We start from the raw sequence: 25,090 nt of genomic DNA, 5'->3' as shown, positions 1-25,090 counted from the left end.
TCCGCCCCCTGTGGCGCATGGCGCGTCAGCAGTCCGGGACTCCCGCGATCTTCTGGCCGCCCCGGATGTACAGGTTGTTCACCCAGGCGATGTCACTGCCGGCGAACTCCTGGACCGCCGTCCACCAGTTGTTGGTGCCGACGGCCGGGTCGCGCACGGTCTGGCCCTGCGTCTGGCACACGGCGTCCGCCCACCACTGCGAACGGACCGCGAGACGAGGGGAGTCGGAGGTCGGCTGCTGCCGCAGGTTGACGTCGGTGGCCCAGACGTAGACGTCGGTCAGGGTCGGGTCGCCGCCGTTGGCAGCGGCAGTCGGGACCGCCTGGGCGGTGGTGGCGAGACCGCCGACGGCGAGCGCGGCCACGGCGAGGCCCATGGCGGTACGGCTGATCATTCGCTTCATGTGTCTGTCCCCCGTAGGACGATGGTGTGGTCGGGCGTGGTCATGGTCCGGGTCAGCAGCGCGCCGAGGCCGGCAGGCCGCCGTACTCGTCGCCCTTGAGGTAGACGGCGCTGACGTAGCCCTCGAGGAGCTTCACCCAGACGTCGTTGGAGTAGCCGTTGTCGGTGATGCGCTCGCCGCGGGTCCAGCAGTAGGCGCCGAGCGGCTGGCCCGCCGGAACGGTCGCGAGGATTCCGTAGGAAGTGCCCGGGCGATAGCGGACGTTGACGGTCTCGTACGGCACGACCGCGTACGGCGCGGCCATGACGCGGGCGCCGCCCTGCTCGCCGGCGGCGGACGCGGTCGCGGTCCCCGCGGTGAGCGGGCCGAGCAGTGCGAGCGCCCCGGCGCCGAGGAGCGCGGCCCTGGCGAAGATGCGAGTGCACATGTCGAGTTCCCCCTGAGGTGTGGCCGACGCTCAGAACTGTAGGGAGAGCAGGGGCGACGCGGTCCCTGACATTGTCAGGGTCGCGTGGGACAACAGGGGGACGGGCGCGGGCACTTGGGCTGCCGGACGGGAGCCGCGCGATACGGCCGAAAACCGCTCGACGACCACACCCGCCGCTGTCTACGATCCACCGCGCGGCATCGCGTGTCGGTCACCGGCCGGGTGAGGCATGGAGGCGCCGCGAAGATGCCCATGGAGGCATTCAACCGTGTCTGTCGAGTTCAACCACACCATCGTCCTGTCCCGTGACCGGGAGAAGTCCGCCCGCTTTCTCGCGGAGATCCTGGGTCTGGAGGTCGGGGCACCGGCCGGGGTGTTCCTGCCGGTGACGACCACCAACGGCGTCACGCTGGACTTCCTCACCATCGACGCCGACATCCCCATGCAGCACTACGCGTTCCTCGTCTCCGAGGACGAGTTCGACGAGGCCCTCGCCCGGCTCGTCGCGGCCCGGATCCCGATCCAGGCCGACCCGCACGGCAACCACCCGCGCAAGATCAACCGCCATGACGGCGGCCGGGGCGTGTACTTCCTCGACCCGGCCGGCCACGGCCTGGAGATCATCACCCGCCCGTACGGCGCGGACCCGTCCTCACCGCTGAACGGCGTCACGGAGGACGTGCCCGGGGCGATCTGAGCCGGCCCGGGCCGGGGGCGTTCGCCGACCGGCGAGCTGCCCCCGGCCCCGGGGCCGGCCGTTCAGGCATCGTCCTTCAGGGCGAGGGGAGCCGGCTCGGGACCGCCGGTGCCCGTCGGTCCCTGGTCGCGGCGGGGGAGCAGGACGGGCGTGAAGAGCAGGAAGGCACCGGCGAGGGCGATGGCCGTACGGGGGCCGGTCAGGTGGGCCACCAGGCCCCACAGGGCGGTCACGGCCGCGGTCGTGGCCTTGCCGGTGGCCGACCAGGCGGCCAGGGTGCGGGTGACCCGGTCGGCGGGGGTCCGGTCGAGGCGGTAGGTGGCGAACACCGGATTGAATACCGCACAGCAGGTGATCAGCCCGAACTCGACCACCATGACCAGCGCCAGCCCGGCCGCACCGGGGCCGACGAAGGCCAGCCCGAGCGACCAGCAGGCCCGCAGTACCCCCGCCGTGATCAGGACGCGGTGCCGGCCCCACCGCGCGACCAGCCGTGGTGCCAGACGTGAGCCGAGCAGGCCGCCCGTGCAGGGCACCGCGAAGGCGAGCGCGTACTGCCAGGGGGCGAACCGCAGCTCACCGACCATCAGGACCATGAGCGGCGGGGAAGCCGCCAGGATCAGGGAGTTGGCGAGGACCGTGTTGAAGAACAGTGGGCGCAGCGCCGGGTCGGCCAGGATGTACCGCCAGCCCTCCAGCAGGTCGCCCGCCCGGGGCCGGGTCCCGCCGGCCGCGGGGCGCACCGGGGGTTTCTCCTCGCCGCCCATCGCCCGGAGCCCGAACGCCGAGAGCAGATAGCTCACCGCGTCGGCCACCACGGTCGTCACCGGGCCCAACAGCCCGATCGCGGCCCCGCCCAGCGGCGGCCCGACCATGCTGGCCGTCCAGGTCGTCGCCTCGAACCGGCCGTTCGCGACGAGCAGGTCCCGCCGCGGCACCAGATCCTTCAGGAACGCCCCGGCCGCCGCGTTGAAGGTGATGTCGGCCGCCGCGACCGCCACCGACACCAGCAGCAGTTGTACGAAGCTCAGCCGGCCCAGGGCGTACGCCACGGGGATGCTCAGCAGCACCGCGCACCGGACCAGGTCCGTCGCGATCATCACCGGGCGTTTGCGGCGGACCTCCACCCACGGCCCGAGCGGCACCGACACGGCCGCGCCGACCGCCGGTCCCACCGCTGCCAGCAGCGACACCTGCGTCGGGCCGGCGTCCAGCACCAGGACCGCGAGCAGCGCGAACGCGTCGAACGCGAGCCATGTGCCGGCCGTGCTGACCGCGTACGCGCCCCACAGCCACCCGAACCGCCGCCCCAGCGACCGCCTGCCCGCCATACCCGGCGCACACCCCCAGCTCCCGCGGACAACCCGGTGTTGACCGGCAGCCATCCAAGCGGGCGGCGGGGCGCCCGGGCAAACAACCGTCCCTCACCCGTGCCACAACGATCGGTTGTGTCACGGGTGGCGGACGGTCCCGTACGCGGGCCTTCTCAGCGCTGGTAGAGACCCACCAGCGTGCCGTCCGCGATACGGCGCTTCTCGACCTCCTCGTGCACCTGGTCCGCGCGGGGCGCGTCGGGCAGGACGCACGGCTCGGCCAGGGCGTAGAGCCGGAAGAAGTAGCGGTGTGCGTCGTCCCCGGGCGGAGGGTGCGGGCCGCCCCAGCCCCGCTGCCCGTAGCCGTTCACGAGTTCCGTGCCGCCCGGCGGGCAGTGCCCGGCCTCGACGCCGTCGCTGTGCGGGTCGATGCCGACGACGACCCAGTGCGCGAAGGTGCCCGACGGGGCGTCGGGATCCTCGCAGAGCAGGACCAGTTCGGCCGCGTCGTCCGGTACGCCGCTCCAGGTCAGCGGCGGAGAGACGTTCGGTCCCTCGTACGCGTACCGGCGCGCGATGAAGGAGTGGTCGTTGAACGCGTCGCTGCGCAGTTCGATGCCGGTCATGTGGCCCGGGGTACCCCCGGCGAACCACCCGGACACACGGTTCACGGCCGTTTCCCCCGGGTACCCGAGACTCTTCCCGAACGAAGTAGGGGACGGAGGCCACGAGCATGTCTCCCCTGGCAGATGACCGCGCGGCGGATGCCCGGGAGGACCGCCGCGCCCCCGCCCGCACCGCACGGCTGCGCACCCGCATCCCCGAGCCCGACGAGGAGCCCGACCTCCTCGGCCAGTACCTCACGCAGATCGCGGCGACACCGCTGCTCACGGCGGAGGACGAGGTCCGGCTGGCCCGGCGGATGCAGGCCGGCGTGCGGGCGCTGGAGGAACTGGAACGGGCCGACTCCGGTGAGATCGACCTCGCGCCGGAGCGGCGCGGAGAGCTGGAGGAGGCCGCACGGGACGGGCAGGCCGCCAAGGACCACATGGTCCGGGCCAACCTCCGGCTCGTGGTGTCGATGGCCAAACGGCACGCCCACCGGGGGCTGCCCCTGCTGGACGTCATCCAGGAGGGCAACCTGGGGCTGATCCGGGCCGTGGAGAAGTTCGACCACACCAAGGGCTTCAAGTTCTCCACGTACGCGACCTGGTGGATCCGCCAGGCGATCGAGCGGGGCCTGGCCGCGCACGCGCGCACCGTACGGCTGCCGATGCACGTCGTCGAGCAGCTCCAGAAGGTCGCCAAGATCGAACGGCGGCTGCAGCTCGACCTGGGCCGCGAACCGAGCGTCGACGAAGTGGCCCGCGAGAGCGGCCTCGCCGCCGACAGGATCGGCTGGCTGCGCCGCGCCGGCCGGCAGGCCGTCAGCCTGGACACGCCCGTGGACGAGACCGGCGAGACCGTCGTCGGCGACCTCATCCCCGACACCGAGGTGCTCCAGGCCCCGGAGGTCGCCGAGTACCAGGCCTTCGCCGAGGAACTGCGCGAGGCCGTCGGTACGCTCGCGCCCCGCGAGGCCATGATCCTCAGCCTCCGCTACGGCCTGCACGACGGCCACACCCGCAGCCGCGACGAGGTCGCCCGCCGCGTCGGCCTGACCCGCGAACGGGTACGCCAGCTGGAGAAGGAGTCCCTCGCCCGCCTACGGGCGCCGGAGAACCGTGACCGCCTGATGGCCTGGGCAGGCTGACCTCCGACTCACGCGGGGGCTGCTGGGCCGGCCGGTCGAGCCGACTGCGGTCTCGCCGCCTGACGGCGCTGTGCGGTGGCCGGGCGAGCCGCCACCGGTTCTCCGCCGGCGGCTGCCGGGTCGAGCAGCGGAGCCGCCCCCCGGGTCCATTGGCTGACGGCGCTGTGGTCCGGTGGCCGGGTCGGCGGTCGGTCAGCCGTCGGCGGTTCATCCGCCCGCGGGCGCTGTCCGACCGGCCGCCCGAGCCGCCGCCGGTTCATCCGCGCGGGGCGGTGTCCCACCGGTCGCCTGAGCTGCCCCCGGCCATCCGCCCGGGGCGGCGCCCCCACTGGCCGCCTGAGCTGCCGCCATCCGGGCGGGGCGGTGTCCCGCCGGTCGCCTGAGCTGCCCCCGGCCTCCGGGCGGGGCGGTGCCCCACCCCGCCCGAGCTGCCCCCGGCCATCCGGGCCGGGCGGCGCCCCCACCGGCCGCCCGAGCTGCCCCCCGGCCATCCGCGCGGGGCGGTGTCCCGCCGGTCGCCTGAGCTGCCGCCGGTTCGTCCGCGCGCGGCCCTGCCTGCGCGGCCAGCCGAGCCGCCACCTCCGGTTCACCCGCCCGTCAGCGTCAGCGAGCCGTCCGGTGCCGGCGTCACCCCCACCCCGCCGCTGATCCGGTCGAGCGTCGTCCGCAGCCACGTGCGGTCCGCGCCGGACGCTCGCTCCAGGCGCATCCGGCGTGCGCGGAACGGGACCATGCGCAGGCCCGCCAGTCGCCCGCTGTCCGCCTCGACCGAGGCGAGGAACGCGAGGCGCAGGTCGTCGCGGTACTCCTCGTAGCCGGTGATGCCCTCGTAGTCGTCGATGAAGTCACCGCAGCCGTACAGGATGAGCCGGTCCCGGTACACCTCCAGCGGGCGGGGGTGGTGCGAGGAGTGGCCGTGGACGACGTCGACCCCGCCGTCCACCAGGCCGTGCGCGAAACGGACCTGCTCGCGGGACACGCGGAACCCCCAGTTCGTGCCCCAGTGCACGGACACGACCGTCAGGTCACCGGCCCGGCGGGTCCGCCGGACGTGCCGCAGTACGGTGTCGGCCGCGGCGGGCGAGAGCTCGGGCACGTACGCCACACCGGGCCGGCCCGCCGTCGCCGCCCAGCCGGACGGGATGCCGCTGGAGCGCGCGCCGAGGGCGAAGACCAGCAGCCGGCGGCCACCGGGGAGGGAAATCACGGCGGGCGCGTACGCCTCCTCGGCGTCACGACCCGCACCCGCAGTCCGCAGACCCGCCCGGGCCAGCGCGTCCAGCGTCTCCAGCAGGCCGGGGCGGCCGAAGTCCAGAACGTGGTTGTTGGCGAGGACGGTCACGTCGGGCCGGGCCACGGCCAGGGCGGGCAGGTTGGCCGGGTGCATCCGGTAGTGGATCTCCTTGTCCGGGGCGAACGTGTCCGCGGACGTCACCGACGTCTCCAGGTTCACGATCCGGGCGTCCGGGGCGGCCTCCTCCAGCACGCGCAGCGCCTCGCCCCACGGCCAGGACGGAGCGACGGGCGCGGGCACCGGGCCGTGCGCCGACTCCGCCAGCCGGACGTAGGACCGCGCGTCCTCGACGTACGCCTCCCGCAGTGCCGGATCACCGGGGTGCGCCAGAATCTGGTCGACGCCGCGCCCGAGCATCACGTCACCGCACAGGAACAGCGTCACGACGCCGCCGCCCACCCCTCCACGGTAGGCGCACCCCGGACGGCGGGGTCAGGCGTCGACCGTCACCGCGCAGGACCACCCGTACGGGCCCGGCCCGATCCGCAGCTCGTCCCACGCCACCGCCCTCGGGACCGCCCCGGTGATCTCCACGTCCGCGAGGCCGGCGACCGCCAGCCGTACGTCCAGCCCGCCGTCGGCCTCGTCCGCCTCCACGTCCACCGGCACCTGGCCGTACACCTCCAGCCGGAAGATGACCTCGTCCAACAGCGAGGCGAGCAGGTCGTCGTCGCTGGCCTCGGCCAGCCGCACCCGGTCCACGGCGGTCGGACGCACACCGGAGACGTCCGCGAAGCACTCCACCATCGCCAGGACGGCCTCCGCCAGACAGTGCTCCCGGCACGACGCCCACGCCTCGATCCGGATGTTCTCCGGATGCGGCACCGCCCGGTGCCCGCACTCGCCCGCCTGCCGTCCCTGCCCGTCGTCGCCCCTGTCACCGCCCATGAACATCGACTGCCCGAGGCTGCCCCACCCATGCAGCGACCGGCCAGGCGGTAGATCAGACGGGCTCGTCCGCGAGGTACGGCGGCGCCGGGTCGTACTGGATGTAGCGCCGCACGGCCCGCGCGTGGTCCCGGCCGTGCAGCCGCCCCACCAGCCACAGCGCGCTGTCGATACCGGCCGAGACGCCCTGGCTGGTGACCAGGTTGCCGTCCACGACGTAGCGGACGTCCCGGACGACCGTCACGTCGCCGCGTGCCTCGAGGGTGTCCTCCTGGCTCCAGTGCGTGGCCACCCGCCGCCCGTGCGCGGTACCCGCGGCGTGCAACAGGAATGTGCCGGTGCACACGCCGTGCACCCACGCGGCCCGCTCCGCCGTCTTCCCGATCCAGTCGGTGACCACCGGGTTGTTCAGCTGCGCCTCGCGCGCGCCCCGGCCGCCCGGGACGTGCAGCACGTCCAGCGGCGGATGGTCGCCGAGGGTGTGGTCGGGCAGGACGCGCAGGCCCTTGTTGCAGCGCACGGGGCCGGGGTGCTCGGCGACGAGCACGGCCGAGTCGGCGCCGCCGAGGAGCATGGCGGAGACCGTGAAGACCTCCCAGGGCCCCACGAAGTCGAGCTCCTCGGCGTCCTCGAAGACCAGCAGGCCGTATGTCGTCATACGGGTTCCCCTTTCTGTGAGACGTGGTGAGCGTTCCTGTCCACCGCGGACGCGACGTGGTGCGCGTCGGCGGGTTCCGCGGTGGAGCGGAAGCGGGCGCGGTAGTCCGACGGCGCGGTGCCGAGCCGGCGGTGGAACGTGCGGCGGAGGGTCTCCGCGGTGGTGAAGCCGTAGCGGCGGGCGATGGCCTCGACCGGTTCGTCCCCCTCGGTGAGGGCGCGCTGGGCCGCCTCGACGCGCACCCGCTCGACGTACGCGGCCGGCGGCACGCCCAGTTCGGCGGTGAAACGGCGCTGGAGGTGCCGTGGGCTCAGTCCGGCGTGCGCGGCGAGGCCGGTGATGTCGTGCCGGGCGCCCGGATCGGCGTGGATCGCGGTGACGGCGGCCCGCACCGGGTCCGTCGTCGGCTGCCGTGACCACAGTGCCACGCTGAACTGCGACTGGCCGCCCGGCCTGCGCAGGAACAGCACCAGCCGGCGGGCCACCGCGTGCGCCACGTCCCGGCCCAGGTCATCCTCCACCAGGGCGAGCGCCAGATCCATCCCGGCCGTCACACCGGCCGACGTCCACACCGGCCCGTCCCGCACGAAGATCGGCTCGCAGTCCACCCGCACCTCGGGGTGCTCCCGGGCCAACTGCTCCTCGCGGGCCCAGTGCGTGGTGACCCGGCGCCCGTCCAGCAGCCCCGCGGCCGCCAGCAGGAACACCCCGCTGCACACCGAGGCCACGCGCCGGGCACCGGCCGCCGCGGCGGCGATCCAGGAGACCAGCGCCTCGTCCTGCCGGGCCCGGTCGACACCCCGGCCGCCGACCACCACCAGCGTGTCGATCCCGGCCGGGCCGAGGTCCGCCACGCCGTGCCCGGCGTGCACCAGCAGCCCGCTGAGCGACCTGACCGGGCCCGCCCGGGGCGCCACGACCTCGCAGACGTAGTCGTCGCCCGCGCTGTGGAACACCTCGTGCGGGCCGGTGAGGTCGAGCGGCTGGAAGCCGTCGAAGACGACGAAGACGATACGGCGGGACGTCATGCTCTCCACGCTCCTCCGGCCCCGGGTATGGCGTCAACGACACGCACCCCACGGATCGCGCCATGCGGGGCCTGTGAGCGGGACGGCCGCCGCAGGGTGGGTAGGCGGGCGGCAGGACGAGCGAACCGGGGGAGAGGAGGCCCGCGATGATCTCCCAGACGGTCACCGTGCCCGTCGGCGGCGCCGCGCTCACCGGCGATCTGACCGTGCCGCCGGCCGCCCGCGCGGTCGTGCTGTTCGCCCACGGCAGCGGCAGCTCCCGGCACAGCCCCCGCAACCGCGAGGTCGCCGCCGGCCTGCGCACCGCCGGGCTAGGCACCCTGCTGATCGACCTGCTCACCGAGGAGGAGGAGCGGCTGGACCTCCGCACCGCCGAGCTCCGCTTCGACATCCCCCTGCTGGGCCGCCGGCTGGTGGCCGCCATCGACTGGCTGGCACAGTCGCCCGGCACCCGGGGTCTGCCCGTCGTCCTGTTCGGCGCCAGCACCGGCGCGGGCGCGGCCCTGGTCGCCGCCGCCGAACGGCCCGACCGGGTGCCCGGGGTCGTCTCGCGCGGCGGGCGGCCCGACCTCGCCGGTGACGCCCTGGAGGCCGTCCGGGCGCCGGTGCTGCTGATCGTGGGCGGCCGGGACCAGCATGTGCTGCGGCTCAACGAGGAAGCGGCCCGGCGGCTGCACGTCCCGCACACCCTCCACGTGGTGCCCGGCGCCACGCACCTGTTCGAGGAGCCGGGCACGCTCGACCAGGTCACCGAGGTGGCCCGGCTGTGGTGCCACGACCAGCTGAGGACCGCGGCGGGCTGACGGCGGCCCGCGTCAGCCGCTCACCGGCACATCGATGCGCAACCGGGCGCCCTGCCGCAGCAGTTCACGCTGCACGAGCCGGTACGGCACACCCCGCGGCCCGTGCCCATGCCGTACGGTCAGCGCGGCGCACACGCCGGCCGCCTGCCCGGTCGCCATCGCGATCGGCATGACCCGGTACGACGAGTGCGCCACGTGCGTCCCCGAGATGCAGCGGCCCGCCACCAGCAGCCGCTCCGTGCCCTTCGGCACGAGACAGCGCAGCGGGATGTCGTAGAAGCTGCCCGCGGGCACCCGCTTCAGGACCGTCCCCGAGCCGCGCGGGTTGTGGATGTCGACCGGGTAGGCGCCGTGCGCGACGACGTCCGGGAAGCGGCGGGCGGCCAGGATGTCGTGGCCGGTGAGGTGGTAGTCGCCGACGACGCGCCGGGTCTCCCGGACGCCGATGTGCGTGCCGCTCTGCACCACGTACGACTCCTCGAAGCCGGGCACCCTGGTGCGCAGGAAGCGGTCGATCTCCGCGAGCTGGCGCCGGGCGGTGTACTCGGCCCGCGTCAGGTCCCACACGCTGGTGCCGAGCACCCTGTTCACGCGGGTGCTGTTGACGCTGACCTCGCGCGGATGCGGCGTCGCGAAGAACAGGATGTCCTCGCGCGGCAGCCGCAGATCACCGTCCGCCCGGGCCTCCTCGACCAGGTCCCACAGGCCGTGCACCCCGCGCCACTGGTCAGGGTGTTCCCGCACGTACGCCGCGAAGTCCGGCCGCGCGAAGTCCGCGACCCGGAACATCAGCGTCATCGGCTGCACCAGCCCGTCCTCCGGCCGCCCGATCTCGTACGGCGCCCCGCAGGCCGCCGCGACGTCGCCGTCGCCCGTGCCGTCCACGACCACGTCGGCGTCGATCACCACCGGCCCCGACTTGGTCTCGAACACCACACGCCAGCCGTCGTCCAGGCGCAGCGCCGTGGAGGCGAAGGCGTGGAACAGCATCCGCACGCCCGCCTCGTCCATCATCTCGAGCAGGACTAGTTTGAAGAGCTCCGGGTCGAAGGGGACCGTGTACCCGGTCCTGGGGGAGGGCTTCAGACAGCCGCCGCGGCCCATGAGCCGGTCCAGCAGCTGCCACAGCACGCCCTGGACGACCGGCTCGCCCTCGCCGTGGTCGGTGGGCAGCAGCCGGGCCTCGTCCCCATCCTCGGTGAACATGGCCTGCTTGTGCTCGTTGTGGAACGACATCAGCGGCATGACCAGGGCCGCGGTCGCGTTGCCGCCGAGGAACCCGTAGCGCTCCACCAGGACGACCTCGGCCCCGGCGTCGGCCGCCGCGACCGCGGCGGCGAACCCGGCCGGGCCGCCGCCGACCACCAGGACCTGTGTCCGGCCGCCGTGCTGGGCGGGCCGTTCGGGCAACGTGACGGTGCGGGGCTCGCGCGGTTCTTGAAGGATCGGCATCGGTGTCCTCCCGCGGGCGGGGCCTCGGCGTCGGCGTCACACGCCCAGCGGACGGGGTTCGGCACTGGGCGGATGCGGTGGTTCTGCCTGCGTGTTCAGGAGGGGAGCGGTGCCGATGGCCGCCTCCGTGCCGCCGTCGACCTCGTCCAGCAGGACTCCGCAGCGTGCGCAGGTCTCCAGGGCCTGCGTGGACAGCTCCCGGACGCGGGAGTGCAGCTCCTCCCGGCGCTGCGGGTACTCGTCCCACAGCCGGTCCACCTCGGCCAGCAGCAGCCCGGCCTGCTCCCGCGCCACGCCCACCAGGGCCGGAGCGCCCATCCGGCGTGCGAAGTCGAAGACCTTGCCGGAGTAGGGCAGCGGCAGCACCGGCAGCCCGGAGAGCGCCGCGAAGATCACGAAGTGCAGGCGCATGCCGACCGCCAGGTCCAGATGGCGCATGAAGCCGAGCACCTGCCCCGGGCTGTACGCGCCGTGCAGGATCCGTCCCTTGTCGGGGGCGGTCATGTGGGACAGCACGGCGTGCGCGTGACGCACGTCGTGCCGCTCCATCGGCAGGAACACCACGTGCGCGTCCAGCCTGCGGACGAGGAAGTCGGCGACGTCGGCGAGCAGCGCGTGGTAGTCGCCCTCGTCCAGCTTCTCGGCCGCCCGGCCCGGCTCCCGCACCGACATCCCCACCAGGCGCGAGTCGGTGGGCACGCCCTCGTGGCGCATCATCTCGTCGGTGAACGGCTCCGGCTCCAGCAGCAGCGCCGGGTCGGCGGTGACCACGACGTCGCGTTCGACACCGACCTCCTCCAGCACCAGCTTGGACTCCTCGTCGCGCACCACGACGTCGTCCATGTCCGCCAGCACCGTGCGCACGGCCTCCCGGTCGTCGGCCTCGCGCAGCGGGCCCGCGCCGATGGCGTAGGCGAACGTGCGGATGCCGCGCTCCTGGGCGGCCCGGACCAGGCGCAGATAACGGCGCGCCTCGCCGTCGAAGAGCAGCCCGCCGCCGCCCAGGACCAGCACGTCCAGCGAGGCCAGCGCGTCCAGGACGTGGTTGCGGCTGACGCCCTCCCAGTCCACGACCTCGTCGGCGGAGGGGTGATGGGCCCGGGTGTGCTCGGCGTTCCGGCTGAAGACGACCAGCCGGGCTCCGGGCCGCTGGGTGCGCAGACAGCGCAGGACGCAGGTCAGGATCGACTCGTCACCGATGTTGAAGCCGCCGTACGAACCCAGCACGCCGATGCGCGGGCCCGTCCGGGCGGGCTGCGGATGAGAAGGGGCAGTGGTCATCCGGGTGCTCCCGTCGCGTCGGAGTCTGCTCGGTGGACTGGTGCGCTGCGCCGGTGGTGCGGGAGGGCCGTGCCCGTGCGTGCGGTCCGTGCCGCACGGGCACGGGTTGCCTGCGCCGCACCGCCGGAAACACCCCGCGTTCCGAGTGTGACGGAGGTCCGGAAGGTGCGCATTGTCCGGTAGGCGAGGTGTGCATCGTCCGGTGGGCGGGGGGTACGCGGGAGCCGGACCGGCGAAGGGCCCTCTCCGCGCGGGAAGCAGAGGTGACCGTCATGCGGTTCCGTGATCGTCGGCAGGCCGGCCGGGAACTGGCCGAAACACTGCGCACGCGGCAGAGCGAGGGGGCGCTGCCCGATCCACTCGTCCTCGCCCTGCCCCGCGGCGGGGTCGCCGTGGCGCGCGAGGTCGCCGCGGCACTGGACGCCCCGCTCGACGTCCTGGTCGTACGGAAGATCGGGGCGCCTTCCCATGAGGAGTTCGGCGTCGGCGCGATGGCCGGGGACGAGGTGCCGCTCCTCGACGAGGACGCCATGCGCCACCTGGGCCTGCGGGAGGCCGCCCTCGCGCCCGTCATCGAGCGGGAGCGCGAGGAGCTGCGCCGCCGAGAGCGGCTGTACCGGCAGGGCCGTCCCGCACCCGACCTGCGCGGACGCACCGTGATCGTGGTCGACGACGGGCTGGCGACCGGTTCCACGGCCCGGGCCGCGCTGCGGTTCGTCCGCCGTCAGGCGCCCGAACGGGTGGTGCTGGCCGCGCCGGTGTGCTCCCCGGAGGCGGCCGAGCTGATGCGCGCCGAGGCCGACGAGGTGGTCTGCCTGTACCAGCCGGCCGCGTTCATGGCCGTGGGCCTCTGGTACGAGAACTTCGACCAGCTGACGGACCAGGACGTCCTGGACGCGCTGCACGCGCAACTGTGATCGATTGTTCACCTGACAGGTGTGGCGGAAATCAGCCACGACGGACAACGATGTTCATCCCCACATCTGCAACAGGAGCACCAGTGAACGTCTCCCTCTCCGTGTGGCTGCTGACCGTGGCAGCTCTGTGCGTGCTCGTCGCCGTCGACTTCTTCGTCGGCCGCAAGCCCCATGACGTGTCCGTGAAGGAAGCCGGGACGTGGACGGTGGTGTGGATCGTCCTGGCCGTGCTGTTCGGGCTGGGGCTGTGGTACTTCGGTGGGAGCGGGCCCACCGGTGAGTTCTTCGCCGGTTACATCACCGAGAAGTCGCTGAGCGTCGACAACCTCTTCGTGTTCGTCCTGATCATGGGGAAGTTCGCGGTGCCCTCGCAGTACCAGCAGCGGGTGCTGATGGTCGGGGTCGTGATGGCCCTGGTGCTGCGGGCCGTCTTCATCGCGGCCGGCGCGGCGATCATCTCCGCCTTCTCCTGGGTGTTCTACCTCTTCGGCGCCTTCCTCGTGTGGACCGCCTGGAAGCTGATGCAGGACGCCCGCAAGCAGGACCACGAGGAGGAGTACCAGGAGAACAAGCTGCTGAAGATGGCGGAGCAGCGCTTCGGCGTCGCCGACCGCTACCACGGCACCAAGCTGTTCATCACCGAGAACGGCAAGCGGATCATGACGCCGATGCTGGTCGTGATGCTCGCCATCGGCTCCACCGACGTGCTGTTCGCCCTCGACTCCATCCCCGCGATCTACGGCCTCACTCAGGACCCGTACATCGTGTTCACCGCGAACGCCTTCGCCCTGATGGGCCTGCGCCAGCTGTACTTCCTCATCGGCGGCCTGCTGAAGAAGCTGGTCCACCTCTCCTACGGCCTGTCGATCATCCTCGGCTTCATCGGCGTGAAGCTGGTGCTGCACGCCCTGCACGAGTCGGGCGTCCACGTGCCCGAGATCAGCATCCCCTTCTCGCTCACCTTCATCGTGCTGGTCCTGGCCGTCACCACGATCACCAGCCTGCGGTCCTCGAAGAAGCAGGAGGCCGAGGAGGCGGAGCGCATCACCGGGTCCCGGTAGGTTCTCCCGGCCGAGGGCGTCAGACGACGCCGTCCGCGCGCAGGGCCGCCACCTCCTCGTCGGTGCGGCCCAGCTCGGCGAGGATCGCCCCGGTGTGCTCGCCGACCGCCGGTACGGGGCCCATCCGGGCGGGCAGGCCCGCGAGGTCGGCCGGCGGGAGCAGGGCCTCCACCGTCGCCCCCGGCACCCCGACCTCGGTCCAGCGGCCGCGGGCGGCCAGCACCGGGTGGTCCAGGAACGCGGCGACGTCGTTGACCCCGGCGCAGGCGATGCCGATGGCCTCCAGGTCCTTGAGGATCTCCTCGGAACCTGAGCGGGCGAAGCGTGCGGCGACGATCGCGTTGAGCTCCTCGCGGTGGGCGACCCGGTCGGACGCGGTGGCGAAGCGCGGGTCGCCGACCAGCTCCGGCCGGCCGAGGAACTCGGCGCACAGGGCCGCCCACTCCCGCTCGTTCTGGATGGAGAACAGCACCTCCTTGCCGTCGGCGGCCTCGTACGTCCCGTACGGCGCGATGGTGGCGTGCTGGGTGCCCAGGCGCGGGGGCTGGGTGCCGCCGTGCCGGGTGTAGTAGGCGGGCTGGCCCATCCACTCCGCCAGCGCCTCGAACAGGGATACGTCCACCGGGTGGGCCTCGCCGGTGACGGCGCGGGTGTACAGGGCCGTGAGAATGCCGCTGTAGGCGTACATCCCGGCGGCGATGTCGGCGACGGAGATCCCGGTCCGGGCGGTCCCCTCCGGGGTTCCCGTCAGGGACACCAGCCCGGTCTGGCACTGCACGAGCAGGTCGTAGGCCTTGCGGTCGGCCCAGGGGCCGGTCGTGCCCCAGCCCGATATCGTGCACGGGATCAGACCGGGGCGGCGGCTGGTGACGGTGGCGGCGTCCAGACCGAGCCGGCCGGCGGCGCCCGGGGCGAGGTTCTGCACGAACACGTCGGCGACGTCCAGGAGTTCGTGCAGGATCTCGCGGCCCCGCGGATCCTTGAGGTCCAGTGTGAGGGACTCCTTGGACCGGTTGAGCCACACGAAATAGCTGGAGTGGCCGTGCACGGTCGTGTCGTACCGGCGGGCGAAGTCGCCGCCGCCCGGCCGCTCCACCTTGATGACACGGGCGCCGAGGTCGGCGAGCTGCCGGGTGGCGTAGGGCGCGGCCACGGCCTGCTCCAGGCTGACCACCGTGACCCCGGCCAGGGGATACCGCTGCACGCTCATGCCTCATGCTCCTGAACCTCGTACCGGACGGCACCCGGACAGTCTCTCCCAGCCGGACGGCGGCTAGGCGTGCTGTCCGGAGAGGTTGGTGACGCGGCTTGCTGGCGTGTGGCCGCTGACGCCGGGATACTCCGGCGCCAGCCGGTACTCCACCGACACCACCACCGCGTTCCAGGGCCTGCGCCCACGCCAGCGGGACGTCGACGCCGACCCGGTTGTTCCCGATGACCATGCCGCCGCCGTGCACGTGGTAGATGACGGGCCGCGCCCAGGCGCTCGCCGGAGCGGCCGGCCGGCAGATCAGCAGCGAGATGTCGGGCTCGCCCTGCGGCCCGGGGACCCGCCGGTCCTCCACCTCGAGCGTCCCGCCCATCGTCAGGTCCATGTCGGCCAGCAGCTGTATACCCGGGCCTTGGCGCACCTCGGCGATCTCGTCCAGGGTGAGACCCGGGCTGATCATGTCCTTGATCAGCTCCAGGGCTCCGGCGAGTTCCGGGTCGGACGGGGGCGGGAACATGCGTCATGACGTCTCCTCGGGTGAGGTCGCGGCGGCTCGTGCTGCCAGGATCGGTCTCGCCGCGCCGGACCCGGGCGCCGCCGTCCGGCGGAACCTCCCCGCCGTGCGGCGGGTGCCGCCCCGGTGGCGGACGAGGGCCACGGCCGTGAGCGCCGCGACCAGCGCGCACACCCCGAGCCACCCGAAGCGGCCGTACGCCCGCAGGCCCAGCCAGGAGCCGACGGCGCCACCAAGATACGCGCAGGTCATATAGGCGGTGGTGAGCCGGCTGCGCACCTCGGCGCGCAGTGCCTGGATCCGCACCGTGTTGGCGACCATCCCTGACTGCATGCCGACGTCGAGCAGCAGCGTGCCCACGACCAGGGCCGCCACCCCCGCCGCACCGCCGAGACCGCCCAGCGCCAGCACCGCGGACGAGGCGCCCACCACCAGGAAGCACACCCGGTTGACCGCGTCCGGCCCACGCCGGTCGACCTGGCGGCCCGCGACCGGCGTGCACACCATGGTCACCGCGTTGACCAGGGCGAGCAGCCCCACGGCCCCCGCTCCCATGCCGTACACCGGACCGGTGAGCAGCAGCGCGACACCCGTCCACACGGCGGAGAAACCGCCGAACACCAGGGCCTGGTACAGGCAGGAGCGGCGCAGTCCGGGTTCCGCGCGCAGCAGCCGCAGCGGTTCGGCCAGGAGCGCGCCGTAGCCCTGGGAGGAGGGCGGGGACGTCAGCGGGAGCAGGCGCGCCGACAGCGCGGCCACCGCCAGGGACAGCACGGCGGCCAGGACGTACGGGGCCCGCCAGCCCAGCCAGTCGCCGAGCGCGCCGCCGGCGGTGCGCGACAGCAGCATGCCCGCGAGGGAGCCGCTCAGCAGCGTGCCGCCGGTGACACCACGCCGCTCCCGCGGCACCAGCCCGGCCGCCAGCGGCCCGGCGAGCGGTGCCGCCACCGTCGTCACCCCCACCAGCGCACTGGCGGCGACCAGCGGCACCAGCCCCGGCGCGGCACTCGCCGCCAGCAGCCCGAGGCCGGTGAGCGTGAGGAGGGTGACCAGCAGCGGGCGGTACGGGAGGCGGTCGCCGAGGGGTACGAGCAGGCAGATCCCGGCTGCGTAGCCGAACTGCGTCGCGGTGACCACGCCGGCGGCCGCGTCGGGCGAGACGTGCAGCCCGGACGCGATCAGCGGGCTGAGGGCCTGGGGGAAGTAGACGTTGCCCACGGCCGCGCCGCAGACGAGCGCCAGGGCCGGAATCACCCGGGGACTCGCGCCCGGGTGCGCTGTAGGCTGCCGGTGATCGCGATCCGTCATGGACCGAAGTCCACGCCATGGCCGGGCGGTTGCCAAAGGATGTAGCGGGAGCCTTAATGATCAGCTTCCGGCTCGACGTCGCGGACCTAGCCGACACCCGCTTCGCGATCTCGCCCCTGCGCGAGGTGATGGGCAGCCTGCGTGCCCTGCGGGCCCCCGCGCTCTACCCCCTGCACGTCCGGTGGCGCGCCGCCGTGCTCCAGCAGCTCGACCCGGCCGACGCCCGGCTGCTCGCGGCCCTGGTGGGGGACACCCTGGCGCTGCCCGACTTCCTGACCCCGAGGCCGGCGTCCTTCGCGCCCACGCTCGACGAGCAGCTGACCGTCGTACGCGCCACACCGGCCGAGGCCGTACGCCGTGACCTGCTCGCCGCCCACGCACCCAGACCCCTGCCGCCGGCCCTGCGGGCGGTCACCGCGCCCGGTGACGCTGCCGTCGCGGAGCTGCTGGAGGAGCTGTGCGCACTCCTGCGGCGGTACTGGGAGTCGGCGCTGCTGCCGTACTGGCCCCGGATGCGGCTCGTGCTGGAGGCCGACATCACCCACCGGGCACGGCAGCTGGCGACGGGCGGCGCCCGGCTGCTCTTCGCCGACCTGCACCGCAACCTGCGCTGGGACGACGGCGTCCTGCACGTCGACCGGATGCGCGGACACCACCACGTGGACGGCTCCGGACGCGGCCTGCGCCTGGTGCCGTCGCTGTTCGCGCACCAGCCGGCGCCGCCGGTCAGTGCCGCGGAACCGCCGATGCTCGCCTACCCCGGCCGGGGCGCCGCCACCCTGTGGGAACCGGAGCCCGAGCCGGACGCCCCCGCCCTGACGGCTCTGCTCGGCGCGCCCCGCAGCACGCTGCTGCGGCTGCTGGCCGAGCCCCTGCCGACGGTGGAGCTGGCCCGGCGCCTTGGGGTGACCCCGAGCGCCGTGTCCCAGCATCTGCGCGTCCTGCACGCGACGGGCCTGGTCACCCGCGCCCGCGACGGCCGCCACGTCCTCTACCGGCGCAGCCCGCTGGGGGAGCGGCTGGCCCGGCACGGCTCGGCCTGAGCGCTCAGTGGCTTGCCGTGCCCGACCGAGCCGGAGCCGGTCCGGACGGTGGCCTGCTGCGTGAGACGACGCGCGTGCCGCAGCGGTCGGCGACCCGGACCTGGAGCGAGCCGCATCCGCAGCGCGTCCACTCCGTGCGGCCCGTCGCGGTGGTGTGCCGGGACAGCACCTGGAACGGCTCGCCTCCGTCCGGCCAGCCGCAGTGCGGGCAGACGGTGCCGGTGGTGCTCGTCATGTCTCGACTCCTCGTGTGATCGTGGCTGGTTGACCGTCGCGACACAGCCAGGGTGCGCCGAAAGATCCGTACACGTCCAGGTTGACTTTGTGGACGGCATTGTGAAGCTTGGGCTTCATGATTGACCTGCGTCGGCTGCACGTCCTGAGGGCGGTCGCCCACTACGGCACGGTCACCGCGGCCGCCCGAGCCCTGCACTTCACCCCGTCCGCCGCCTCGCAGCAGATCCGGCAGCTCGCCCGTGACCTGGGCGTCGACCTGCTGGAGCCGCAGGGGCGCGGGGTCCGCCTCACACCGGCCGCCGAGAGCCTGCTCGCGCACGCCGACGCCATCCAGGCTCGCTGGGACCAGGCGGAACTCGATCTGCGGGCGGACCACGGGGCGCCGTCCGGGGTGCTGCGGGTGACGGGCTTCCCGGTGGCCATCTCGGTGTTGCTGGCGCCGATGGCGGCCCAGCTGGGGGAGCGGCATCCGCGGCTGTCCGTACGGATCACCGAGGCGGGCGTCCCGGAGAGCTTCGACCTCCTCTTCGAGGGTGACATCGACCTGGCGATCGTCGAGTCGACCCCGCACAATCCGCCGCTGAGCGACACGCGGTTCGACCAGCAGCCGTTGCTCGACGACCCGTTCGACCTGGTCGTCCCCGACGGGCACCGGCTGGCCGGACGGGCCCGGATCGATCTCGCGGAGGCGGCCCACGAGGCGTGGATCGCGCCGGTGGAGGAGAGCGCCTGCCGCCCGCACGTCCTGTCCGCCTGCGGCGCGGCCGGTTTCACCCCGGACGTCGTCCATCACGCCCTCGACTGGAACGTCGCCGCCCATCTCGTCGCCCACGGCCTCGGCGTCGCCCTCATCCCGCGCCTCGCCCAGCTGACGCCGCATCTCCCGATCACCCGGGTGCGCTGCGAAGGCAACCCCCACCGCAAGCTCCTGACCTGCACCCGCGGCGGCGGCCACGCCCGCCCGGCAGTGGCGACGGCCCTCCGGGAACTCCGCGAACTGGCCCTCACGGCAGTCGCCTGAAGCAACTCAGGGGCGTGGGGAACTGCGCGAACCTCCGTCACCGCCCGGCGCCCCCACCCGCAGCGCGTCCATCACGAGGTCCAGCAGGCGGTCGGCGCGTGACTGCCAGTCGGTGTGCGGGTCGATCGTCCACAGGCCGCCGACGGCCAGGAAGAGATCGTCCGCGGTGATTCCCGGGCGGATGGTGCCGGCCTTCTCGTTGGCGCGCAGGAGGAGTTCGGCCGCCTCCATCAGCGGGGTGGGGGCCGGCTTCGCCGGTTTTCCCGGCCCGCCGGTGGCCTGGCGGATCGCGTCGGCCAGACCGGCCTTCGTCATGGCGAACTGCGCGCAGCGGTCCAGCCACTCGCGCAGCGCCCGGTCCGGTTCCCGGCACTCCAGCAGCGGTGCCGCGGTGTCGGCGACCTGATGCATCTCGTACCGGTAGATCTCCATGACGAGCGCCTCACGGCTCGGGAAGTGGCGGTAGAAGGTCCCCTGCCCGACGCCCGCCTTCCTGGCGATCGCGCTCAGCGGAGCGTCCGCCGCACGCGTCAGTTCGACCAGCGCAACCTCCAGGATGCGCTCGCGGTTGCGTTGCGCGTCCGAGCGCAGAGGAGCGTCCTTCTTCTGCCGCACTCACCCTCCTCGCGGTCCTTGGCCGAAACCCGGCCCTTGTTAAGCGGACAGTTGTCCGTTACGTTTCCGGGTAACGGACAAGTGTCCGCTTGCTCCATCGTATCGGCGGGACGTCCGTGCCGACAGCCCCGGACGGCCGTGCCGCGACCGGACTGCCCCGCATCCTGCACCGTTGCGAACCGGCCCCGCCACCCACGAACCACCTGCCGCCTGACCTTGCGACGTGAGAAAGAAGGCTTCCATGCCCCCATCGACGTCCAGCGACCTCACCCTGTCCGTCAACGGCGAGAAGTACACGCTGACCGTCGACCACCGCACCACCCTCCTCGACGCCCTGCGCGAGCGCCTGGATCTGACCGGCACCAAGAAGGGCTGCGACCAGGGCCAGTGCGGTGCCTGCACGGTCCTGGTCGACGGCCGCCGGGCCGTGTCCTGCCTCCAGCTCGCCGTGGCCGCCGAGGGGCGTGAGATCACCACCATCGAGGGCGTGGCCGAAGGCGATCGACTGCACCCGGTGCAGCAGGCCTTCCTCGACCTCGACGGTTTCCAGTGCGGTTACTGCACGCCGGGGCAGATCTGCTCGGCCATCGCCCTGATCGAGGAGCACGCGGCGGGCTGGCCCAGCGCCGCCACCGACGACATACGCCCCGACGTGGGACCGCCACCGCTGACCCCTGAGGAGATCCGGGAGCGGATGAGCGGCAACCTGTGCCGCTGCGGCGCGTACGTGTCGATCGTCCAGGCCGTGGCCCGGGCCGCCGAGACCAAGGGAGCGGCCGCATGAGGGAGTTCGGCTACCAGCGCGCCTACGACGTCTCCGGCGCCGTGGCGCTGCTCGACGGCGACGGGGAAGCCCGTTTCCTGGGCGGCGGCACCAACCTCGTCGATCTGATGAAGACCGGCGTCGAGCGGCCCGCCCTGCTCGTCGACGTCCGCGAACTGCCCCTGAACCAGATCGAGCCGACCGGCGACGGAGGACTGCGCATCGGTGCCACCGTCACCAACAGCGACCTCGCCGCCCATCCCGAAGTCCGGCTCCGCTACCCGGCGCTGGCGCAGGCGGTGCTGGCCGGGGCCTCCGGGCAGCTGCGCAACATGGCCACCGTCGGCGGCAATCTGCTCCAGCGCACCCGCTGCGGCTACTTCGCCGACGTCACCTCCGCCTGCAACAAGCGCAACCCCGGCAGCGGCTGCCCCGCCGTCACCGGTGAGCACCACAATCACGCCATCCTGGGCGCCTCCGACCACTGCGTCGCGACGCACCCGTCCGACATGGGTGTGGCGCTCGCCGCCTTCGACGCCGTCGTGACCTACGAAACGGCCGACGGGCCGGGGGAGTTGCCCCTCGCCGACTTCTACCTGCCCGTGGGGGAGACCCCGCACCTGGAGACGGCCCTGCCGCCGGGCGCGCTGATCACCGGCGTCACCCTGCCGCCCGCCCCGGTGGCCGCCAACTCCCGCTACCGCAAGGTGCGCGAGCGCGCCTCGTACGCCTTCGCCATCGGCTCCATCGCCGCCGCCCTCGACGTCCGGGACGGCCGCGTACAGGACGTACGCCTGGCCTTCGGGGCGGTCGCCTCCCGCCCCTGGCGGGCCCGCGCGGCCGAACGCGCCCTGCTCGGGGCCCCGGCCGACGCCGAGAACTTCGCGGCCGCCGCGGACGCTGAACTGGCCGAGGCGAAACCGCTGCCCCACAACGGATACAAGGTGACCCTGATGCGCAACCTCGTCGTGGCCGGCTTGAGTGAACTCGCCGAGGAGGCCGCCCGATGACCACCGCCACCAAGGGCTCTGTCGGCACCGCCCACACCCGCGTCGAAGGCCGCGACAAGGTCACCGGAGCCGCCCGCTACGCCGCCGAGATCCCCTTCGCCGAACTCGCCCACGGCTGGCTGGTCCTGTCCACCGTCGCCCGCGGCCGCATCCGCTCCGTGGACACCGAACCCGTCCTCGCCATGCCCGGCGTCCTCACCGTGCTCCACCACCACAACGCCCCGCGCGTCGACAGCGACTACGTCGGTTTGCTGGGTGTCCGGCCGGACCCGACGGTCGCCCTCTTCCAGAACGACCGGGTGGCCCACATGGGCTGGCCGGTGGCGCTGGTCGTGGCCGAGACGTCCGAGCAGGCCAGGGAGGCCGCCGAGGCCCTCGTCGTGACGTACGACGAGGAACCGCACGACGTCGCGTTCTCCGCCGAGCGGCAGACCGAGGCGTATCCGGTCGACGGGCATGCGCCGGGCGTGGTGGAGAAGGGCGACCTGGAGGCCCAACTCGCCTCCTCCGCCGTCGTGGTGGACGCGGAGTACACCACTCCTGAGGAGCACCACAACCCGATGGAGCCGCATGCCGCGACGGCCCTGTGGGAGGGCGGCCGGCTGGAGGTCGTCGACTCCAACCAGGGCACCATCTGGGTCGCAGGCGAGCTCGCGAACCTGTTCTCCCTCGACCCCGCCTCCGTGCGGGTGCGCTCCGAGCACGTCGGCGGCGGCTTCGGCAGCAAGGGCGTGCGCGCGCACCAGGTGGCGGCCGTGATGGCCGCGACCGTCCTGCAACGCCCGGTCCGGGTCGTCATGACCCGCCGGCAGATGTTCTCGCTCGCCGGCTACCGCAGCCCCACGGCCCAGCGGGTCAGGCTCGGCGCCGACGCGGACGGCCGGCTGCGCGCCCTGGAACACCAGTCCCTGAACATGACCTCGTCCGTGCACGAGTTCGTGGAGCCGAGCGCCGCCGCGAGCCGGGCGATGTACGACGCCGACGCGCATCACACGACCAGCCGGATCGTGCGGCTCGACGTCCCCACCCCGACCTGGATGCGGGCACCCGGGGAGGCGCCCGGCTCGTTCGCGCTGGAGTCGGCGCTCGACGAGCTCGCCGAGCGGTGCGGCATCGACCCGATCGAGCTGCGTGTGCGCAACGAGCCCGTGGTGGGCCCGGTGTCCGGGCTGCCGTTCAGCAGCCGCAACCTGATCGCCTGCTTCCGGGAAGGCGCCCGCAGGTTCGGCTGGGCCGACCGGGACCCTCGGCCCGGCGTGCGCCGAGACGGCCGCTGGCTGGTCGGCACGGGCACCGCGGCGGCCTCCTTCCCCTCCGGAGCCATGCCCTCCACGGCGGCCGTCACCGCGGAGGCGGACGGCACCTTCACGGTGGGCATCAACGCCGCGGACATCGGCACCGGCGCCCGGACCGCGCTCACCCTGGTCGCCGCCGACGCGCTGGGCGTGCCGACGGACCGGGTCCGGGTGCGCCTCGGGGACAGCGACCTCGGCCCGGCCATGATCGCCGGTGGTTCGATGGGCACCCGCTCCTGGGCGTGGGCCGTCACGGCGGCCGCCGGGGAGCTGCGGCAGAGCCTCGCGCCGGGCGCCGACATTCCGCCGGAGGGCATCACCGTACGCTCGAACACGGCCGAGGCCATCGGCGCCCTCGCCCAGAAGGAACGGCACTCCTTCGGGGCGCAGTTCGCCGAGGTCGCCGTCGACCCGGCCACCGGTGAGGTCCGGGTACGGCGCATGCTGGGCATCTTCGCGGCCGGCCGGATCGTCAACCCGCTCACCGCCCGCAACCAGCTGGTCGGCGGCATGATCTGGGGCATCTCGATGGCCCTGCACGAGGAAGCCGTCCGGGACCGGGCCACGGGCGGTCTCTACGGCGCCGACCTCGCGGGCTACCACGTCGCCGCGCACGCCGACATCCCGCACATCGAGGCCGACTGGGTCGACGACCCCGACCCGGACGACCCGGTCGGCATCAAGGGCATCGGCGAGATCGGCATCGTGGGTGCCGCCGCGGCGGTCGCCAACGCCGTGTGGCACGCGACCGGCGTCCGCCACCGGAACCTGCCCATCCGCCCCGACCGCGTCCTCATGGCGGACGGCGATGCTTGACCTTGCCGGGCAACTGCACGCTTGGGCCGAGGAGGGCCGGGACTTCGCCGTCGCCACCGTCGTGGCGGTCGGCGGCAGCGCCCCGCGCCCTCCCGGCGCCGCCCTGGCCGTCTCGGCCGACGGCACGGCCATCGGCTCGGTCTCCGGCGGCTGTGTGGAGGGCGCGGTGTACGACCTGTGCCTCCAGGCCCTCCAGGACAGGCAGACCCGGGTCGAGCGGTTCGGCTACAGCGACGAGGACGCCTTCGCGGTCGGCCTGACCTGCGGCGGGGTCATCGACATCATGGTCACCCCGTACGACGCCGACGATGCGGCCCGGACCGCCGCACTGTCGGCCGCCGCCCACGACGAGCCGGTCGCGCTCGCCCGAGTGGTCCAGGGCCCGGCCGGCCTCCTCGGCCGGTCGGTGCTCGTACGCCCCGACGGCACCCACGAGGGCGGTCTCGGCGGTCACCCCGAGCTGGACCGCACGGCGATCGCTCAGGCCCGCGCCCTGCTGGACGCCGGCCGCACCGCCACGGTCGAGGTGTCCGAGGACGGCTCGCACTGCCCGGGCGGGCTCACCCTGCTGGTCGAGTCGGCCGTCCCACCGCCCCGCATGATCGTCTTCGGTGCGATCGACTTCGCCGCCGCCCTCGTACGGGCGGGCAAGTTCCTCGGCTACCACGTCACCGTGTGCGACGCCCGCCCCGTCTTCGCCACCGGGGTCCGTTTCCCCGACGCCGACGAGATCGTCGTCGACTGGCCCCACCGCTACCTGGCGAGCACGGACACGGACGCGCGGACGGTGCTGTGCGTGCTCACCCACGACGCCAAGTTCGACATCCCCCTGCTGACCGAAGCCCTGCGGCTGCCCGTGGCGTACGTCGGTGCCATGGGCTCCCGCCGTACCCACGAGGACCGCAGCCGGCGGCTAAGGGAAGCGGGCGTGAGCGAGCGCGAACTGGCCCGGCTCAGGTCACCGATCGGCCTCGACCTGGGCGCCCGTACGCCCGAGGAGACCGCCCTGTCCATCGCGGCCGAGATCGTCGCCGCGCGGCACGGCGGCACGGGCCGGCCGCTCACCGGCGCGGACACTCCGATCCACCGGGACGAGCGGGCGGCCGGACCGCTGCCGCAGCCGGTCTGAGCGCCGACCACCCCGGCGACACGTCGGAGCCGGCGAGATGCCGAAGCCGCAGACGGGCGGGTGCCGCCGACAGGCCGGTGCCGCCGACGGGCGGGTGCCGACGACATGCCGGAGGGCCGCGGCCGTCACCGGCCGCGGCCCCTCCGTGGCACCG

25 protein-coding genes and 1 pseudogene are annotated in these 25,090 nt (G+C 73.5%); 11 read left to right on the top strand and 15 right to left on the bottom strand.

The window, feature by feature from the left end; genetic code table 11:
• Nucleotides 1-25: 25 nt before the first annotated feature.
• Nucleotides 26-403: a peptidase M23 gene (locus ACIBL4_RS01405; protein WP_399405308.1), complete on the bottom strand. Its 378-nt coding sequence runs from the start codon at nt 401-403 to the stop codon at nt 26-28.
• A 52-nt stretch (nt 404-455) separates the two neighbouring features.
• Complete coding sequence (locus ACIBL4_RS01400) at nt 456-830, bottom strand: SH3 domain-containing protein (protein WP_399405306.1); 375 nt, start codon at nt 828-830, stop codon at nt 456-458.
• Between the two features lie 268 nt (nt 831-1,098).
• On the opposite strand from ACIBL4_RS01400, the gene ACIBL4_RS01395 reads away from it, so the two are divergent.
• Nucleotides 1,099-1,527 carry a VOC family protein gene (locus tag ACIBL4_RS01395; RefSeq protein WP_399405304.1) on the top strand — a complete coding sequence of 143 codons (429 nt, stop codon included), beginning with the start codon at nt 1,099-1,101 and terminating at the stop codon, nt 1,525-1,527.
• A gap of 62 nt (nt 1,528-1,589) precedes the next feature.
• Here ACIBL4_RS01395 and ACIBL4_RS01390 read toward each other — a convergent pair whose 3' ends face one another.
• Nucleotides 1,590-2,858 carry an MFS transporter gene (locus ACIBL4_RS01390; protein WP_399405302.1) on the bottom strand — a complete coding sequence of 423 codons (1,269 nt, stop codon included), beginning with the start codon at nt 2,856-2,858 and terminating at the stop codon, nt 1,590-1,592.
• Nucleotides 2,859-3,013: 155 nt separating this feature from the next.
• Complete coding sequence (locus ACIBL4_RS01385; RefSeq protein WP_399405300.1) at nt 3,014-3,466, bottom strand: YbhB/YbcL family Raf kinase inhibitor-like protein; 453 nt, start codon at nt 3,464-3,466, stop codon at nt 3,014-3,016.
• A gap of 107 nt (nt 3,467-3,573) precedes the next feature.
• Between ACIBL4_RS01385 and ACIBL4_RS01380 the strand changes: the two genes are divergently transcribed.
• Complete coding sequence (locus ACIBL4_RS01380) at nt 3,574-4,593, top strand: RNA polymerase sigma factor RpoD/SigA (protein WP_399405298.1); 1,020 nt, start codon at nt 3,574-3,576, stop codon at nt 4,591-4,593.
• Between the two features lie 586 nt (nt 4,594-5,179).
• Here ACIBL4_RS01380 and ACIBL4_RS01375 read toward each other — a convergent pair.
• From ACIBL4_RS01375 to ACIBL4_RS01360, 4 genes are read right to left on the bottom strand one after another with little or no spacing between them, the layout of a single operon-like run.
• A complete protein-coding gene (locus tag ACIBL4_RS01375) occupies nt 5,180-6,286 on the bottom strand; it encodes a CapA family protein (RefSeq protein WP_399405296.1) in 1,107 nt (368 codons plus the stop codon).
• Nucleotides 6,287-6,319: 33 nt separating this feature from the next.
• The gene (locus ACIBL4_RS01370) at nt 6,320-6,775 is read right to left on the bottom strand and encodes an archease (RefSeq protein WP_399405294.1); all 456 of its coding nucleotides are present in this window, start codon (nt 6,773-6,775) and stop codon (nt 6,320-6,322) included.
• Nucleotides 6,776-6,830: 55 nt separating this feature from the next.
• Nucleotides 6,831-7,433 (bottom strand): DJ-1/PfpI family protein, encoded by a 603-nt coding sequence (locus ACIBL4_RS01365; RefSeq protein ID WP_399405292.1) that lies wholly within the window; start codon nt 7,431-7,433, stop codon nt 6,831-6,833.
• On the bottom strand, nt 7,430-8,461 hold the full coding sequence (locus ACIBL4_RS01360) for a GlxA family transcriptional regulator (RefSeq protein WP_399405289.1): 1,032 nt from the start codon (nt 8,459-8,461) through the stop codon (nt 7,430-7,432). The genes ACIBL4_RS01365 and ACIBL4_RS01360 overlap by 4 nt, the downstream gene beginning before the upstream one ends.
• A gap of 146 nt (nt 8,462-8,607) precedes the next feature.
• Between ACIBL4_RS01360 and ACIBL4_RS01355 the strand changes: the two genes are divergently transcribed.
• Nucleotides 8,608-9,264, top strand: a complete 657-nt coding sequence (locus ACIBL4_RS01355; protein ID WP_399405287.1) for a dienelactone hydrolase family protein — start codon at nt 8,608-8,610, stop codon at nt 9,262-9,264.
• A 12-nt stretch (nt 9,265-9,276) separates the two neighbouring features.
• Here the strand turns inward: ACIBL4_RS01355 and ACIBL4_RS01350 are convergent, their stop codons facing one another.
• Together ACIBL4_RS01350 and ACIBL4_RS01345 are read right to left on the bottom strand one after the other, a co-directional pair.
• Nucleotides 9,277-10,716 (bottom strand): FAD-dependent oxidoreductase, encoded by a 1,440-nt coding sequence (locus ACIBL4_RS01350; RefSeq protein ID WP_399405285.1) that lies wholly within the window; start codon nt 10,714-10,716, stop codon nt 9,277-9,279.
• Between the two features lie 36 nt (nt 10,717-10,752).
• Nucleotides 10,753-11,997 (bottom strand): polysaccharide pyruvyl transferase family protein, encoded by a 1,245-nt coding sequence (locus ACIBL4_RS01345; protein ID WP_399405283.1) that lies wholly within the window; start codon nt 11,995-11,997, stop codon nt 10,753-10,755.
• Between the two features lie 272 nt (nt 11,998-12,269).
• Here ACIBL4_RS01345 and ACIBL4_RS01340 point away from each other — a divergent pair, with 272 nt between their 5' ends.
• Together ACIBL4_RS01340 and ACIBL4_RS01335 are read left to right on the top strand one after the other, a co-directional pair.
• The gene (locus tag ACIBL4_RS01340) at nt 12,270-12,914 is read left to right on the top strand and encodes a phosphoribosyltransferase (RefSeq protein ID WP_399405281.1); all 645 of its coding nucleotides are present in this window, start codon (nt 12,270-12,272) and stop codon (nt 12,912-12,914) included.
• Nucleotides 12,915-12,997: 83 nt separating this feature from the next.
• Complete coding sequence (locus tag ACIBL4_RS01335) at nt 12,998-13,975, top strand: TerC family protein (protein ID WP_399405279.1); 978 nt, start codon at nt 12,998-13,000, stop codon at nt 13,973-13,975.
• A 19-nt stretch (nt 13,976-13,994) separates the two neighbouring features.
• On the opposite strand, the gene ACIBL4_RS01330 is transcribed toward ACIBL4_RS01335, so the two are convergent.
• From ACIBL4_RS01330 to ACIBL4_RS01320, 3 genes and pseudogenes are all read right to left on the bottom strand, one after another.
• A complete protein-coding gene (locus tag ACIBL4_RS01330; RefSeq protein ID WP_399405277.1) occupies nt 13,995-15,185 on the bottom strand; it encodes a CaiB/BaiF CoA transferase family protein in 1,191 nt (396 codons plus the stop codon).
• Nucleotides 15,186-15,308: 123 nt separating this feature from the next.
• Nucleotides 15,309-15,702 (bottom strand): annotated as a pseudogene (locus tag ACIBL4_RS01325) (alpha/beta hydrolase); the annotation flags it as partial.
• A 3-nt stretch (nt 15,703-15,705) separates the two neighbouring features.
• Nucleotides 15,706-17,007, bottom strand: coding sequence for an MFS transporter (locus tag ACIBL4_RS01320; RefSeq protein ID WP_399405275.1), 1,302 nt, complete (start codon nt 17,005-17,007; stop codon nt 15,706-15,708).
• A 56-nt stretch (nt 17,008-17,063) separates the two neighbouring features.
• Here ACIBL4_RS01320 and ACIBL4_RS01315 point away from each other — a divergent pair, with 56 nt between their 5' ends.
• The gene (locus ACIBL4_RS01315) at nt 17,064-18,050 is read left to right on the top strand and encodes a MarR family transcriptional regulator (RefSeq protein WP_399405273.1); all 987 of its coding nucleotides are present in this window, start codon (nt 17,064-17,066) and stop codon (nt 18,048-18,050) included.
• 4 nt (nt 18,051-18,054) lie between these two features.
• Here the strand turns inward: ACIBL4_RS01315 and ACIBL4_RS01310 are convergent, their stop codons facing one another.
• Complete coding sequence (locus tag ACIBL4_RS01310; protein ID WP_399405271.1) at nt 18,055-18,285, bottom strand: hypothetical protein; 231 nt, start codon at nt 18,283-18,285, stop codon at nt 18,055-18,057.
• A gap of 117 nt (nt 18,286-18,402) precedes the next feature.
• Between ACIBL4_RS01310 and ACIBL4_RS01305 the strand changes: the two genes are divergently transcribed.
• Nucleotides 18,403-19,308 (top strand): LysR family transcriptional regulator, encoded by a 906-nt coding sequence (locus ACIBL4_RS01305; RefSeq protein WP_399405269.1) that lies wholly within the window; start codon nt 18,403-18,405, stop codon nt 19,306-19,308.
• A gap of 6 nt (nt 19,309-19,314) precedes the next feature.
• Here the strand turns inward: ACIBL4_RS01305 and ACIBL4_RS01300 are convergent, their stop codons facing one another.
• The gene (locus ACIBL4_RS01300) at nt 19,315-19,923 is read right to left on the bottom strand and encodes a TetR/AcrR family transcriptional regulator (protein ID WP_399405267.1); all 609 of its coding nucleotides are present in this window, start codon (nt 19,921-19,923) and stop codon (nt 19,315-19,317) included.
• A gap of 241 nt (nt 19,924-20,164) precedes the next feature.
• Here ACIBL4_RS01300 and ACIBL4_RS01295 point away from each other — a divergent pair, with 241 nt between their 5' ends.
• From ACIBL4_RS01295 to ACIBL4_RS01280, 4 genes are read left to right on the top strand one after another with little or no spacing between them, the layout of a single operon-like run.
• Nucleotides 20,165-20,707 carry a (2Fe-2S)-binding protein gene (locus ACIBL4_RS01295; protein ID WP_399405265.1) on the top strand — a complete coding sequence of 181 codons (543 nt, stop codon included), beginning with the start codon at nt 20,165-20,167 and terminating at the stop codon, nt 20,705-20,707.
• Entirely contained in the window at nt 20,704-21,696 is a 993-nt protein-coding gene (locus ACIBL4_RS01290; RefSeq protein ID WP_399405263.1) for an FAD binding domain-containing protein, read from the top strand. The genes ACIBL4_RS01295 and ACIBL4_RS01290 overlap by 4 nt, the downstream gene beginning before the upstream one ends.
• Entirely contained in the window at nt 21,693-23,807 is a 2,115-nt protein-coding gene (locus ACIBL4_RS01285) for a xanthine dehydrogenase family protein molybdopterin-binding subunit (protein WP_399405261.1), read from the top strand. The genes ACIBL4_RS01290 and ACIBL4_RS01285 overlap by 4 nt, the downstream gene beginning before the upstream one ends.
• On the top strand, nt 23,800-24,936 hold the full coding sequence (locus tag ACIBL4_RS01280; RefSeq protein ID WP_399405259.1) for an XdhC family protein: 1,137 nt from the start codon (nt 23,800-23,802) through the stop codon (nt 24,934-24,936). The genes ACIBL4_RS01285 and ACIBL4_RS01280 overlap by 8 nt, the downstream gene beginning before the upstream one ends.
• Nucleotides 24,937-25,090 lie beyond the last annotated feature (154 nt).

The sequence above is a fragment of the Streptomyces sp. NPDC050416 genome (genome assembly GCF_044458845.1).
In the GTDB taxonomy this organism is placed as follows: Bacteria; Actinomycetota; Actinomycetes; order Streptomycetales; family Streptomycetaceae; genus Streptomyces.
This window is presented reverse-complemented; position numbering and strand designations above follow the sequence as displayed.

Bases quoted from the DNA above. Each gene is read 5' to 3' on its own strand.
- ACIBL4_RS01405 (WP_399405308.1), bottom strand. From the start codon at position 403: ATGAAGCGAATGATCAGCCGTACCGCCATGGGCCTCGCCGTGGCCGCG.
- ACIBL4_RS01400 (WP_399405306.1), bottom strand. From the start codon at position 830: ATGTGCACTCGCATCTTCGCCAGGGCCGCGCTCCTCGGCGCCGGGGCG.
- ACIBL4_RS01390 (WP_399405302.1), bottom strand. From the start codon at position 2,858: ATGGCGGGCAGGCGGTCGCTGGGGCGGCGGTTCGGGTGGCTGTGGGGC.
- ACIBL4_RS01385 (WP_399405300.1), bottom strand. From the start codon at position 3,466: ATGACCGGCATCGAACTGCGCAGCGACGCGTTCAACGACCACTCCTTC.
- ACIBL4_RS01380 (WP_399405298.1), top strand. From the start codon at position 3,574: ATGTCTCCCCTGGCAGATGACCGCGCGGCGGATGCCCGGGAGGACCGC.
- ACIBL4_RS01370 (WP_399405294.1), bottom strand. From the start codon at position 6,775: ATGGGCGGTGACAGGGGCGACGACGGGCAGGGACGGCAGGCGGGCGAG.
- ACIBL4_RS01365 (WP_399405292.1), bottom strand. From the start codon at position 7,433: ATGACGACATACGGCCTGCTGGTCTTCGAGGACGCCGAGGAGCTCGAC.
- ACIBL4_RS01360 (WP_399405289.1), bottom strand. From the start codon at position 8,461: ATGACGTCCCGCCGTATCGTCTTCGTCGTCTTCGACGGCTTCCAGCCG.
- ACIBL4_RS01355 (WP_399405287.1), top strand. From the start codon at position 8,608: ATGATCTCCCAGACGGTCACCGTGCCCGTCGGCGGCGCCGCGCTCACC.
- ACIBL4_RS01350 (WP_399405285.1), bottom strand. From the start codon at position 10,716: ATGCCGATCCTTCAAGAACCGCGCGAGCCCCGCACCGTCACGTTGCCC.
- ACIBL4_RS01345 (WP_399405283.1), bottom strand. From the start codon at position 11,997: ATGACCACTGCCCCTTCTCATCCGCAGCCCGCCCGGACGGGCCCGCGC.
- ACIBL4_RS01340 (WP_399405281.1), top strand. From the start codon at position 12,270: ATGCGGTTCCGTGATCGTCGGCAGGCCGGCCGGGAACTGGCCGAAACA.
- ACIBL4_RS01330 (WP_399405277.1), bottom strand. From the start codon at position 15,185: ATGAGCGTGCAGCGGTATCCCCTGGCCGGGGTCACGGTGGTCAGCCTG.
- ACIBL4_RS01320 (WP_399405275.1), bottom strand. From the start codon at position 17,007: ATGACGGATCGCGATCACCGGCAGCCTACAGCGCACCCGGGCGCGAGT.
- ACIBL4_RS01315 (WP_399405273.1), top strand. From the start codon at position 17,064: ATGATCAGCTTCCGGCTCGACGTCGCGGACCTAGCCGACACCCGCTTC.
- ACIBL4_RS01310 (WP_399405271.1), bottom strand. From the start codon at position 18,285: ATGACGAGCACCACCGGCACCGTCTGCCCGCACTGCGGCTGGCCGGAC.
- ACIBL4_RS01305 (WP_399405269.1), top strand. From the start codon at position 18,403: ATGATTGACCTGCGTCGGCTGCACGTCCTGAGGGCGGTCGCCCACTAC.
- ACIBL4_RS01295 (WP_399405265.1), top strand. From the start codon at position 20,165: ATGCCCCCATCGACGTCCAGCGACCTCACCCTGTCCGTCAACGGCGAG.
- ACIBL4_RS01290 (WP_399405263.1), top strand. From the start codon at position 20,704: ATGAGGGAGTTCGGCTACCAGCGCGCCTACGACGTCTCCGGCGCCGTG.
- ACIBL4_RS01285 (WP_399405261.1), top strand. From the start codon at position 21,693: ATGACCACCGCCACCAAGGGCTCTGTCGGCACCGCCCACACCCGCGTC.
- ACIBL4_RS01280 (WP_399405259.1), top strand. From the start codon at position 23,800: ATGCTTGACCTTGCCGGGCAACTGCACGCTTGGGCCGAGGAGGGCCGG.